The organism is Arthrobacter sp. zg.Y820 (assembly GCF_030125555.1).
Classification (GTDB): domain Bacteria; phylum Actinomycetota; class Actinomycetes; order Actinomycetales; family Micrococcaceae; genus Arthrobacter_B.
In genome coordinates this window covers 145,067-157,569 of the sequence record NZ_JASKLX010000014.1, presented here as the reverse complement: position 1 = coordinate 157,569, position 12,503 = coordinate 145,067, and the positions used below count along the sequence as shown (strand labels likewise).

The window sequence follows — 12,503 nt, the reverse complement described above, 5'->3', positions numbered from 1 at the left end:
CAAACACCCCCCCCACCCCCCCCGGCGCCCCGCACTTTCGGGGGGGGGGCCGCCGTCGTGCATTGGAAGTGCGGTAAATCGGAAGGCTAGTTGCCGAACCGGGCGACGAGGCGCCCGAGGATCTGGTTGTTCTTGAGCCGCTCAAGGCCCGCATCGATCTGGTCGAACGGAATTTCCTCGTATCCGGGCTGGATCTCGCCGCGGAGCATCAGGTCGAAGACCTCCTCAATGTCGGCCACGGTGCCGCCGAGGGAGCCCTCAATGGACTTGCCCAGGATGGTGTTGGTGGCCACTGTGAAGGTGGGCTTGCCGAGGCCCACCTGGACCACCTTGCCGCCGCGCTTAATGGCGTTGACGGCCTTCTGCGTGGTATCAAAGCCGGCATAGTCCACGATGAGGTCGAAGGTTCCTCCGGCCCGCGGATTCGCGGCATCCACCCACTCTGCGGCGTCCTTGACGCAGGAGACGGCGCCTACCTCCAGGGCGTTCGCCCAGGCTTCTTCCTTCATTTCAGCCACGTGCACCTCGGCGCCGGCCAACACCGCGGCGCGGGCACCGATCTGCCCGAGGCCGCCGAACCCGATCACGCCGACCTTCATGCCCTTGGCGGCGCGGCCGACCTTGATCATGGCGTGATAGGACGTCATTCCCGCGTCGGTTGCCAGGGCGGCCAGGGAGAGGTCCAATCCGTCGGGAACCCGGGCCAGGTCGCGGTAGTCCGCCGCGAGTTTGTCGGCAAAGCCGCCGGGAGTGAACATGCCGGCCGGGGGCTGGATGCCCGAGGAGCACACTCCCACGACGTCGCCCACCTTGAAGCCGGTGACCTCGGATCCGAGCGCGGTAATGACGCCGGCGTTTTCGTGGCCCTGCGTCATCGGCAGGAACGGCATGGCGGAGTCCCCGACCTCCATGTACATCAGGTCGGAATGGCACAAGCCCGCCGCCTGAACGTCGAGGATGACCTGAGTGGGACCCGGAACCGGCTCCGGAACTTCGTTGAGCTGAATCGGCTTGCGATCCCCCACATACTGCCAAGCTTTCACGGAAGGCTTCCTCTCTTGACGGATCGAGGGGCACCAGGTCCCTGCGCGCGCCTTTCTGTCGGCACAGCTCGTGCGAGCATCCTCTGCCACCAGTTTAGGTCTGGGCCGGCGGGCACCCGTTCCCACCCGCGCCGGCATCTGGAAGGATGCGGACCGGGAGGCTGCCGGGCGGCAGCATTTCGTTCCACGCAGGTTTTGTTCCACGCAGGTTTTGTTCCACGCACCTAAGGAAAAACGCATGAAGGCAAACAGGCAGCGGACCGTGGAGACCGACGGCGCCCGGCTGGCCGTGTTCGAGTACGGCCAGCCGGCGGCACCGGCGACCCCCACCGTCCTGCTGGTTCACGGCTATCCCGATGACCACACGGTGTTTGCCGGCGTCATCGAGGATCTGGCCGCTGACCACCGGGTGATCGCCTACGACACCCGCAACGCCGGGGCATCCCGGCTGACCAAGGAATTCCGCGGGGGGACCGGCACGGGGCCGGAGGAGATCGCGGCCGGCAGCCCGCTGGCTCCCTACCGCCTCCCGGTGCTCGTCGCGGACCTCTGCGCCGTGTTGGCGGACGCCGGCGGGCCGGTTCATTTGGTCGGCCATGACTGGGGTTCCATCCAATGCTGGGCAGCGGTTCGTGATGCCCGTGCCGCGGGCCGGGTCCTCAGCTTCACCAGCATTTCCGGGCCGGACCTCGGACATCTGCGCCGCTGGTTTCGGCAGTGCCTCCGCAGTCCGCGCCGCTGGCTTCTCGCCGTCGGGCAGGCCCTGCGAAGCTCGTACGTCGCCTTTTTCCAGCTCCCCGTGCTGCCTGAACTGCTCTGCCGCCGGCTCGGGCCGCAGTACGCCCGGCGGGCGGGAACCAGCGCCGAAGCAGCAACCGGCAATGCGGTCCGCGGCCTCCAGCTTTACCGCGCCAACCTTCTTGGTTCCGGCGTTTCCGCGCGGGAGCCGCTGCCTCCCGTCGAGGTTCCGGTGCATGTGCTGGTGCCGCTGCATGATCCGTTCCTGTCGCCGCGGTTGACGGACGGTCTTGCGGCGGAGGTCCCGGACCTGCGGATCAGCGCCGTGGACGGCGGACACTGGTGGCCCGCCGAGAACAGCGCCGCGTTTTGCCGGATGCTCCGGCAGCTCACCGGCTCGTAGGGCCCGCGCCGGGATCCTAGGGGTGAGGCAGAGCCTGGGCGTTCGCCAGCGGCTGCTTTCCTGCGGTGCTTCCGGCTCCCGCGCCGCCGCGGGCGGCCGAGGCCAGCAGGGCGTCAGCGATGTCGGCGGCATCCCGCAGGGTCCGCGCACCGGCCCGGGCGGGAGATCCGGCCTCGGCAGCGATCGCGGTGCCCCACTGCACCGACGAGAGCTGCAGCCCCAGCACGTACAGGTCCTGCTGCGGTTCGCCGCTGATGCCCACCGGCCGGTACGGCGGCAGGGTGACGTCAAGCCCCGGAGTCACCACCGCGGTGCCGTCCCCGGCCATCATCACCTTGGGCCGGACCAGGCCGGAGTGCAGCATTCCACCGAGCAGCGGAGAAATGTTCCGGTCCACGCGGTTGGCCGGCATCATGGCTTCGACCAGGGTGCGGGCCGCGTATTCGGTGCCCGACCACGGTGAAACCCCGGTGAAGACACCGCGCGCTTCATCCACGTCAAAGCGCGGGTCGGGGCCCACGAAGTGCACGATGCCGGCCCGCACCAGGGCGGCCAGCTGTTCGATCCGCTCGGGCGGCGGCCCGCTGGCCAGCCCCTCCACGAGCGGCTCAAACCAGCCGCGCAGCTCGGTGAGCCAGGACGCTTCGGCGAGTCCGCCGTCGGCCACTATCGCTTTCAGCACCGTGCGCCCGGCGTTGAGCGCGCCGATCATCATTTTCAGCGGATCGTCCTCACCCGCGTCGGAGCCGGCGGCGTCGTCCTCCAGGTACGCGAGGACCGCGTCGTCGAGCTCACGGGCCCCGCGGTACGGGCGCCGGCCCAGCGGCTGGGCCAGGGCTTCAAGATTGGTGCGCCGGGCGGCGGGAACACAGCGGCCCAGGACCTCTTCCTTGGCTGCGTCCCAGTCCGGACCGGGGAGGTCCAGCGCGGCTCGCAGCTCGTCGAGGAAGGCCGACGCCGGCGTCAGCAGTTCGTCAGCGGCCACCCGGGCCAGCGTCGAGTAGTAGGCCCAGACGGCGTCGCGGTGCAGCAGGGGCCACAGATCATGGTCAAAGCCGGGCAAAATGCCCTGCTCCCGAAAAGCGGCTGCAGTTTCTTCGGTGAAGTAGCGCAGCTTGACGCCGCGCGGCACGTAGGACTCCAGCCGGGCCTTTGCCCGGTACGGAGTGCCCCGGCGTGAGGCCGCCACCAGGACGGGCTCGCGTCCGCTGGGCTCGTACCGCAGGGCGCGGCCGGCGGGTTCTCCGCTGGGCACAAAGCGGCCGCCGCGGCCGGAGGTCACCTGAATCATGATGTCGAAAAAATTGAGCCCGAGGCCGCGCACCAGCACCGGCTCGCCGGCCGGAAGCACTGAGAGGTCCACGTCGGAAGGCACGGCCGGGGGCAGGTACCGCAGGTTGTGGCGGTCGGCGGCGTCACGCAGCCGGTCCTGGTCGGCGCTCAGCGCGGCAGGCAGATGACCCAGGGCGAGGACGACGGCGTCAGCGGCCAAGGTGCCTTCCCCGGCGACCTCCACCGACCAGCCCGAACCCGGTTCCGGACGGGCGAGGCTGAGAACTTCGGCGCGCACATGCACCAGCCGCACCCCTGCGGCCGAGGCCGCCTCCCGGAGACGGGCGTAGGTCCACTCCAAATAGCGTCCGTAGACGGCCCGGCTGGCAAACGCGCCGGGGGTCAGCCCGGCAAGTTCTTCCCGATCCGCTGCCGGCAGGTCCGCGCCGGCGTCCGATTCAGTCATCCGGATCCGCCACTGCTCGAAAGACAGCCCGGTCGGTGATGCCGCCAGCTCGGCGGCCGTGGCGCCGGCCGGAACGACGGTGGGGAAAAGGGCGGGGGTGTTCATCAGGAACAGCCGGGACTGTCCGGTGCGCCAGACATGGCCGGGGCCGGGGTTGAACGGATCAAGGACGGTGATGGTCAGTGCCGGCCTGGCGTCGGGGGCAAGGGCCAGATAGCCGGCCAGCGTGCGCTCCACGACAGAGATTCCCCGCGGACCCGCCCCGATCACGGCCACGTGGAAGCTCTGCGTATTCGTCATGCTTCTAGAGTATCCGGCCCGTATGGACTGAACGGTCGGAGCCTGGCCGGGACGGCGCCCGGAGAGGAAGTTCGCGGCAGCCAAAGCCCGCGCTGCCCTGTTGTCCCCTCGCAGGATTGCGTAGCCTGCAGAGAGTTCTGCCCTACGCCTCGATTGAAGGAAGAACCCCCATGTCCCCCTCCCAGGAAGCGGTGGATCTGTTGCACGAGATTGCGGCGGTGCTGCGGGACGACGGGCCGATAGCGGTGGGAACCATGTTCCGAAGCCCCGGGCTGCGGTCCGGGAAGAAAATCGTGGCCTTCCTCGGCTCCGGTGACGTTCTGCTGGTTAAGCTCCCCCGCACGCGGGCCGCGGCCCTGGTGGCGGAAGGCTCCGCCGAACCCGTCACCATGGGCAGCCGCACCATGCGGGAATGGGTCGAAATCCCGACACAGACGGACCCCGACGCCACGCGCACCGCGTGGACGGACTATGCCCGGGAAGCATTCAGCTTCGTGCGCGGCACCGCCTGACGCACCTTTTCCCAGCCGCAGGGGAACCGCGCGGGGGAAGCGCGCAGGGAACCCGCAATCGACCGGCCTCCCCCGGCCGCCGCCCTAGGATGGGCACATGACTTCCTCGACTTCCGACCTGCCCGCCGGCCCCTATGCAGACGACGAGTTCCTCTGGCTGGAGGACATCTACGGGCACAAGCAGCTGGACTGGGTCCGCGCCGAGAACAAGGTCACCGAGGACCTGCTGGCCGAGACCGGCTTCGAGCAGACCGAAAAGCGCCTGCTCGAGGTCCTGGACTCCACCGACCGCATTCCCATGGCGGCCAAGCGGGGCGGGCAGTACTACAATTTCTGGCGCGACGCCGAGCATCCCAAGGGCCTGTGGCGCCGCACCACCTGGGAGAGCTACCTCTCCGACGACCCGCAGTGGGAAATCCTGCTGGACCTGGACGAGCTCAGCCGCACCGAGGGCATCGAGTGGGTCTGGGGCGGCTCCGCGTTCCTTCGTCCGGCCGACGGCGTGTCCTACCGGCGGGCCCTGGTGGTCCTCTCCCCCGACGGCGGCGACGCCGCCCGCTACCGGGAGTTCGACGTCGTCGAGCGCGCCTTTGTGCCCGGCGGCTTTGACATTCCAGCGGCGAAAAACCGGATCAGCTGGGCCGGGCCGGACGAGCTGTACGTTGGCACGGATTTCGGTCCCGGCTCCATGACGACATCCTCCTATCCGCGCACCAGCAGGATCCTGCGCCGCGGCATGCTGCTGGCGGACGCCGCACCGTATTTCGAGGTCCCCGAAGACCACATGATGGCAGTGGTGGCGCGCGACCAGACGCCGGGCTTTGAACGTGACATCGCCGTGGACATCGTGGACTTTTACAACAGCTCCACGTTCCTGCGCTCCAACGATTCGTGGGTCCGCTTGGACGTTCCGCTGGACATGAATGTGGACATCCACCGGCAGTGGCTGGTGCTGCGCCCCCGCACCGATTGGGAACTCAACGGCACCGTGCATGCTGCCGGATCCCTGCTCGCCGCGGATCTGGACGCGTTCCTGGCCGGCAGCCGGGAGCTGGCGACGCTCTTCACCCCGGACCCCGCGACCTCGCTGCAGTCCTGGAGCTGGACCCGCGACCAGCTGCTGCTGAACCTGCTGCGGGATGTCTCGTCCGAGATTTCGGTGCTGGATCCGGCCGGCGGCTGGACGTCCACGGTCCTGGATGCCTGCCCGCCCCTGCATACCGTGGACGCCTATGCCGTGGATGACGAGGACGAGGAGTCCGGCAACGACTACTGGCTCATCAGCACCGGCTTCCTGACGCCGTCCACGCTGTCCCGCGGAACCCTGGGGAGCTCCTCCGGCGGGGGCGCCGCAGTGGTGAAGGAGTCGCCGTCGTTCTTTGACGCGTCCTCCTGCACCGTGGAGCAGCACTTTGCCGTGTCCGCCGACGGCACCCGGGTGCCCTACTTCCAGGTGGGACCGAAGGACCTGGTGCTCGACGGCGGCAATCCCACGCTGCTGAACGGTTACGGCGGCTTCGAGCAGGCGCTGACCCCGACCTACAGCGGAGTGGTGGGCCGCGGCTGGCTGGAGCGGAGCTTTACCGACGACGGCGGGGCGCAGCGTTCGGGGGTGTACGTGCTTGCCAACATTCGCGGCGGCGGGGAATACGGACCCGACTGGCACCGGGCTGCGCTGCAGGAAAACCGGCACCGGGCCTATGAAGATTTCGCCGCAGTGGCGCAGGACCTGACGGACCGCGGAGTCACGTCACGGCAGCACCTGGGCTGCACCGGCCGCAGCAACGGCGGACTGCTGGTCGGCAACATGCTCACCACCTATCCGCACCTGTTCGGCGCCGTGTCCTGCGGGGTGCCCCTGCTGGACATGCGCCGCTACACCAAGCTGTCCGCCGGTTACTCGTGGATTGCCGAATACGGCGATCCTGACGACCCGCAGCAGTGGGAATTCGTGCGGACCTTCTCGCCGTACCACCTGCTGAAGGCGGATGCCGATTATCCGCCCACGCTGATTTGGACGGCCACCAGCGATGACCGCGTCGGCCCGGTCCAGGCGCGGAAGATGGCAGCGCGGATGAAGGCTCTGGGCGTGGAGAACGTCTGGTTCCATGAGGCGCTGGAGGGCGGACATGCCGGAGCATCGGACAACCGCCAGGCCGCCCGGATGTACGCCATGTCCTACGAGTTTCTCTGGGAAGCGCTGACCGGGCGGCTGAAGTAACGTCGTCTGCCCGGGGCGCCGGATGCCGGTTTGCCCCGGGGCGTGCGTATCGCCTAACCGGAGGCTTTGACCGGTCCGGGTGGACGCTACTCCCCGGACAATTCCGCGACGTTTTGCTCTTACCCTCCCCTTATGGGTAGTCTTGTCAGGCTGGCAGCGGAAGCTATCAGAGAGCATTTTGGAGACGTGCCAGAGCGGCCGAATGGGCTTCACTGCTAATGAAGTGTGGGCCTAAAGCCCACCGGGAGTTCAAATCTCCCCGTCTCCGCGCTAAGACCCCCGGGCAACCGGGGGTTTTTTTGTGCCCGGAGAGACGTCCACTAGTCGCTTGCGGAACCTGAGGAAGGCCACTGGACCGTGTTCGACAGCACCCCGATGCCGCTAATCTCCACCTCGATTGAGTCCCCCGGCTTCATCTGACCCACACCCGCCGGGCTGGCCGTCAGCAGAACATCCCCGGGCTGCAGAGTGATCCATTGGGTAATCCAAGCCAGAAGTTCACCAACCCCGAACACCATGTCGGATGTTTCACAGTCCTGAACCGTCTCGGAGTTAAGCCGCGTCTGCAGCCGCAGCGACTCCGGCGCAACGCTGGTTTCAATCCACGGGCCCATGGGACAGAACGTGTCGAGGCTTTTGGCTCTGGTCCATTGCCCGTCGGCGCGCCAATCGCTGGCAGTGACATCGTTGGCGCAGGTGTAGCCAAGGACGTAGTCGTCAAAAGATTCTGGTTTCACGTTCCTTGCCACGCGGCTGATAACAACGGCGAGTTCGCCCTCATATTCCAGCCGCTCCAGGCCCAGCGGGTGTTGAATGACATCTCCCGGGCCAGCCAGGGAATTGCGCCCCTTCAGGAAAATGACGGGTTCTGCAGGGACAGGCTTTCCCAGTTCCGCCAGCTGGCTGTGGTAATTGCCTCCGGCACAGACAATCACTGACGGATCACAGGGATTCAGCAGCATGACGTCGGCAAGATTCGTCAGTTCCGTCCCGCGCGAAGGGTTCTCCCAGCCGCCGGCGAGCTCATAAATCCGGGACCCTTCCAATATGCCAAACATCGGCTGCCGTCCTTTTGCTGCAACGGCTTTCTCAACGAACCGAATGATCCGCACTTCGCGCCTCCCCGCTGGTTTCGGTCAATGCCTCTTGGATAAGCTCCAGCGGATGCCAGGCAGACCTGCGGGTCCCGTGGAAAATCTGCTCGCGGCAGGAAGTTCCGGTGGCCGCGATCACTGTCTCTTTACCGGCTTCTTCAATGGCGGGAAACAGGCGGTCAGCGCCAACCTTCATGGAGATTTCGTAGTGCTCCGCCTCATAGCCGAAAGACCCCGCCATTCCGCAGCATCCGGCGTCAAGATCGACAACCTTCACCCCGGGGATGCGGCGCAGCAACGCCATGGTGGCCGCTGTCCCCACCTCAGCCTTCTGATGGCAATGGCCTTGGTACAGAATGGTCCGTCCTGACAGCCAGGAGTGTTCCGCGAGCGTCAACCGGCCCTCATCAATGGCTTCCGTCAGCAGCGTCTCAATCTGCTGGACTCTTTGGGCCACAGCCTTGACGTTTTCATCCTCCGGGAGCAGGGTTACGTGCTCGTCCCTCAGCGTGTACAAGCATGAAGGCTCGCAGCCGACGATGGGTGACCCCGCGGACGTCCGAGTGTTGAGGTCCCGCGCCATCGCTGCGGCCTTCCCCTTAGCCTCGTCGACGAGGCCCTTGGACAGCGCGGACCGGCCACAGCATCCGGTGCTGGCCAGCTCCACATCCCACCCCGACCGTTGCAGCAGCCGTATTGCGGTTTGCCCTATGTGCGGTTCGGCGTAGGTCGTGAAGGAGTCGGCCAGAAAGTTGATGGTTCCTTGGCTGGCCGGAGTGGTGGAGGCCTCGCTGTGCCGATACCAGCGGACGAGATTCATGAAACGGTAATGCGGCAGTGGCCGCGCCGCCGATATGCCGATGGTCCGTTCACCGATTTTCCGCAGCAGCGGAATCCGGCCCGGAATGTTTGACAGTGGAGCGAATGCGGACCCGAGCTTGTTCAAGGTTCGAATGGCCCCAAAGATTCTGGTCCGCAGCGGAACTCCATGAATCTCGTGATAGTGAGACAGCGTCTCGCTCTTCAGTTTGGCCATATCAACACCCAACGGGCATTCAGCTTTGCACGCCTTGCACATGAGGCACAGATCCAGAATCTCGTGCAGCCGCTCGTCGCCGAGCGCCGCCTGGGGATCGGGCTCTGAAAGTGCCTTGACCAAGGCGTTGGCCCTGCCCCGGGTCGAGTGTTCTTCCTCCCGGGTGGCGATGTAGGAGGGACACATCGCTCCTGTTGTGCTCTTGCGGCACAGGCCGATGTTCATGCAGCGGTCGGCGGCGCCGCGCATGCCCCCGACGACGTCAAAGTCGAGGCGGGTTCGAAAACCGACGGCAGCCGGCAGCATCGCATCCCGCAGATTCTCGGTCATGCTGGGGGCATCAACGATTTTGCCGGGATTCATGATGTTGCCAGGGTCAAAAATTCGCTTGACTTCACGCATGGCCTCATAAAGCTCGTCCCCGAAAATCTCCCGGTTGAACTCGCTGCGGGCCAGTCCGTCCCCGTGTTCGCTTGAGTTCACGCCCCCGAATTCCGTAACGAGGTCTTTGACCTCTTCAGCGACCGCTCGCATGCGGGCCACTTCATCTGGCTTGGACAAGTCAACGAAAGGCCGAATGTGCAGACAGCCCACGGAACAGTGCCCGTAAAATCCGGCCCGCATCTGGTGCCGGTCCAGGATGCCGGCGAATCGGGCCGTGTATTCAGCCAACCGTTCAGGCGGGACAGCCGTATCTTCCACGAACGCGAGCGGACGGTTGGAGCCTTCGCTTGCGGCCATCAGGAGTCCAAGACTCGATTTTCGGACCTTGAGCAGGTCAGCCTGTTCCGCTGCCGTGGACAACTTCAAAGTGGCGTAGCCCCGCCCGTTTTTCTCCCAGAGGGATACCAGCGTGTCCAGGCTCTTCAGGACCTCGTCCCGGTCATCCCCCGTGAAGGACACGAAGAGCAGAGCTGCGGGGTCCCCTTGCAAGGTATGGCCCAGGTTCGCATACTCGATCTTCTGCCGGGACAGATCCAGAATCGTCTTGTCCATGAGCTCCACCTGAGCAGGTTCACAGCTCAAAGAGTCCGCGGTCGCTTCAATTGCCTGCTGAGTCGTGGAGAAATGGCCGACAGCGTAGACGGTATGCCGGGGCTTGGGCACGAGGTCAACCTCGGCGTGGGTGGCAATCACAAGTGTGCCTTCGGAGCCCACCACGAATTTCGCCAAGTCGAATACCGATTCAGCCAGCCTGTCCAGCCGGTAACCGCTCGCCCGCCGCCAAAACGGAGGAAAGCCGCTGGCTATGGCCTCTGCCTTTTCAGTCAGCAGAACCGGCATGTGCCGGTAGATCCGGCCTTCCAGGGTATCGGCTTCGGCTCGGCGCTTCCGTTCATCTTCATCCACCGGTTCCAAGCGGGCAGTGGATCCGTCGGCCAGCACCACTTCCAATGCGCGGATATGATCGATCGTCATTCCATAACGCAGTGAACCGCTGCCGGCAGAGTTGTTTCCCAGCATGCCTCCGATGGTTGCCCTGTTGCTGGTTGACGTGTCGGGGCCAAACATCAGACCGAACGGTTCTGCCGCTCGGTTAAGTTCGTCTTGGACAACTCCGACTTCAACCCGGGCTGTCCGGGCCACAGGATCAACGTTCAGGATCCGGTTCATATGGCGCGAGAAGTCCAGGACAATTCCGGCTCCCACGGTTTGTCCCGCGAGACTGGTACCTGCACCCCGCGGAGTGACGTGTACGCCGAAGTTCCCGCAGATTCGAACCGCTTGGGCCACGTCAGCGCTGTGCAGGGGAAAGACCACACCCATCGGACGCATTGTGTACATGCTGGCGTCACGGGCAAACAGATGCCTGCTGTAGTCATCGAACGCGACCTCGCCCTCGAGTGCCTGCTCGAGTTCTTCAACAAACCCCGCAGGAATTGTTGTTTCCTCTGACGAAACATCCATTGCGGTCATGCTTGTCTCCCTCGCTTAGTGGCGTCGGTGCCGCTGATACCGGGCCTGCCCGTTCCCTGCGCCGCCTCTAGCCCTTCTCCAGCACGGCCATCGCTGCCTCCAGCCCATCCTGTTTGATCGGAACCCCGCTGAGATTCAGGCCCATCTGCACTCCGCCCAGTGTTCCCACCAGTGTCAGATCCTCAAAGGCACCCAGATGCCCAATCCGGAAAACCCTTCCAGCGAGCTTTGACAGCCCGGCTCCGAGGGACATATCGAACCGCTCCAGTATCGTGGCGCGGACATCGTCCGCGTTGAAGGCCTCCGGCATCAGCACTGCTGTCAGAGATCCTGAATACTCCCGCGGATCTTGGCACAGGACCTCCAGTCCCCACGCCTCGACTGCGGCCCGGGTCGCACGGGCGTGGCGCTGGTGGCGGGTAAAAACATTCTCCAAGCCCTCTTCCTCCAGCATCCGAAGTGCCACTTTGAGCCCGTAAAGCAGGTTCGTCGACGGCGTATACGGCCAGAAGCCGTTTTTGTTGGCAGCGAGGATGGGACGCCAGTCCCAGAAGGATTTGGGCAGGCGCGCTTTTTCCGAAGCTGCCAGGGCCTTTTCACTGACCGCGTTGAAGCTGAGTCCGGGGGGCAGCATCAGCCCTTTCTGGGAACCGGAAACCGTTACGTCAACCCCCCATTTGTCGTGGTGGTACTCAATCGCACCCAATGAGGAAATGGTGTCCACAAGCAACAGCGCGGGATGCGACGCAGCGTTCATCGCCTCGCGAATTTCACTGATGCGGCTGGTGACTCCGGTGGAAGTCTCGTTGTGAACGCAGCAAACAGCTTTGATTTCCTGACCGGAGTCAGCGGACAGTTTTTCCTCAACCACGGCTGGGTCAATGCCATGCCTCCAGTCACCCGGCACCATGTCGACTTGCAGCCCGAGATCCTCTGCCATCTTCATCCAAAGAGCGGAGAAGTGCCCGGTTTCGAAACAGAGCACCCGGTCTCCCGGGCTCAACGTGTTTACGAGCGCAGCTTCCCAGGCCCCGGTGCCGGAAGCCGGATAGATGATGACGGGGCCGCTGGTGCCAAAGACCGGGCGGATGGCTTGGAGAATGTGGTGCCCAAGTTCTTGAAACTCAGGCCCCCTGTGGTCGATGGTTGGAGCGGCTATGGCCCTGAGGACTTCGTCCGGGCAGTTCGTCGGTCCGGGAATCTGTAAATAGTGGCGTCCGCTTGTGGTTGCTGCTCGAGACATTCCCATATTTCGTCCTCCCAGAGGGGGCATCAGCACAGCGTCGGCACAAAGCTGCGAAATGGAATTCCATTACCGCACGGAACGCTAGCACCGGCGTGCAGGCCCGTCCAGCACTGCTTTCAGCCCCGCGCGAAGCAGTGCTGCCCAACTTTTCGGAGTTACCAAAAGGAGGTTGACGGGTGTTCTTCTGCGCAACATACTCTCCCCAACGGTATGCATCTCCGATCACGGACAAGAGTTCCGCCCGTTGGACGGCGG

General features: G+C 65.0%; 8 protein-coding genes and 1 tRNA gene. 4 read left to right on the top strand and 5 right to left on the bottom strand.

Annotated elements, in window-relative coordinates:
* Nucleotides 1-86: 86 nt before the first annotated feature.
* Nucleotides 87-1,043: a zinc-binding dehydrogenase gene (locus QNN99_RS16175; RefSeq protein ID WP_229967990.1), complete on the bottom strand. Its 957-nt coding sequence runs from the start codon at nt 1,041-1,043 to the stop codon at nt 87-89.
* A 238-nt stretch (nt 1,044-1,281) separates the two neighbouring features.
* Between QNN99_RS16175 and QNN99_RS16170 the strand changes: the two genes are divergently transcribed.
* Nucleotides 1,282-2,184 carry an alpha/beta fold hydrolase gene (locus QNN99_RS16170; protein ID WP_229967988.1) on the top strand — a complete coding sequence of 301 codons (903 nt, stop codon included), beginning with the start codon at nt 1,282-1,284 and terminating at the stop codon, nt 2,182-2,184.
* A 16-nt stretch (nt 2,185-2,200) separates the two neighbouring features.
* On the opposite strand, the gene QNN99_RS16165 is transcribed toward QNN99_RS16170, so the two are convergent.
* The gene (locus tag QNN99_RS16165) at nt 2,201-4,222 is read right to left on the bottom strand and encodes an FAD/NAD(P)-binding protein (RefSeq protein WP_229967986.1); all 2,022 of its coding nucleotides are present in this window, start codon (nt 4,220-4,222) and stop codon (nt 2,201-2,203) included.
* Between the two features lie 170 nt (nt 4,223-4,392).
* Between QNN99_RS16165 and QNN99_RS16160 the strand changes: the two genes are divergently transcribed.
* The 3 genes from QNN99_RS16160 to QNN99_RS16150 all read left to right on the top strand — a co-directional run bounded on the left by QNN99_RS16160 (nt 4,393) and on the right by QNN99_RS16150 (nt 7,223).
* Nucleotides 4,393-4,734 (top strand): hypothetical protein, encoded by a 342-nt coding sequence (locus QNN99_RS16160; protein WP_229967985.1) that lies wholly within the window; start codon nt 4,393-4,395, stop codon nt 4,732-4,734.
* A 97-nt stretch (nt 4,735-4,831) separates the two neighbouring features.
* The gene (locus QNN99_RS16155) at nt 4,832-6,955 is read left to right on the top strand and encodes a prolyl oligopeptidase family serine peptidase (RefSeq protein WP_229967983.1); all 2,124 of its coding nucleotides are present in this window, start codon (nt 4,832-4,834) and stop codon (nt 6,953-6,955) included.
* A gap of 180 nt (nt 6,956-7,135) precedes the next feature.
* Nucleotides 7,136-7,223, top strand: a tRNA-Ser gene (locus tag QNN99_RS16150).
* A 52-nt stretch (nt 7,224-7,275) separates the two neighbouring features.
* Here the strand turns inward: QNN99_RS16150 and QNN99_RS16145 are convergent.
* From QNN99_RS16145 to QNN99_RS16135, 3 genes are all read right to left on the bottom strand, one after another.
* Nucleotides 7,276-8,067, bottom strand: a complete 792-nt coding sequence (locus QNN99_RS16145; protein WP_229967981.1) for a fumarylacetoacetate hydrolase family protein — start codon at nt 8,065-8,067, stop codon at nt 7,276-7,278.
* Nucleotides 8,045-11,002, bottom strand: a complete 2,958-nt coding sequence (locus QNN99_RS16140) for an FAD-binding and (Fe-S)-binding domain-containing protein (RefSeq protein ID WP_229967979.1) — start codon at nt 11,000-11,002, stop codon at nt 8,045-8,047. Before QNN99_RS16140 ends, QNN99_RS16145 begins: the two co-directional genes overlap by 23 nt.
* 67 nt (nt 11,003-11,069) lie before the next feature.
* Nucleotides 11,070-12,251: a pyridoxal-phosphate-dependent aminotransferase family protein gene (locus QNN99_RS16135; protein ID WP_229967977.1), complete on the bottom strand. Its 1,182-nt coding sequence runs from the start codon at nt 12,249-12,251 to the stop codon at nt 11,070-11,072.
* Between the last annotated feature and the right edge of the window lie 252 nt (nt 12,252-12,503).

Coding starts and splice junctions, on each gene's coding strand:
- QNN99_RS16165 (WP_229967986.1), bottom strand. CDS start 4,222: ATGACGAATACGCAGAGCTTCCACGTGGCCGTGATCGGGGCGGGTCCG.
- QNN99_RS16170 (WP_229967988.1), top strand. CDS start 1,282: ATGAAGGCAAACAGGCAGCGGACCGTGGAGACCGACGGCGCCCGGCTG.
- QNN99_RS16140 (WP_229967979.1), bottom strand. CDS start 11,002: ATGACCGCAATGGATGTTTCGTCAGAGGAAACAACAATTCCTGCGGGG.
- QNN99_RS16155 (WP_229967983.1), top strand. CDS start 4,832: ATGACTTCCTCGACTTCCGACCTGCCCGCCGGCCCCTATGCAGACGAC.
- QNN99_RS16135 (WP_229967977.1), bottom strand. CDS start 12,251: ATGGGAATGTCTCGAGCAGCAACCACAAGCGGACGCCACTATTTACAG.
- QNN99_RS16160 (WP_229967985.1), top strand. CDS start 4,393: ATGTCCCCCTCCCAGGAAGCGGTGGATCTGTTGCACGAGATTGCGGCG.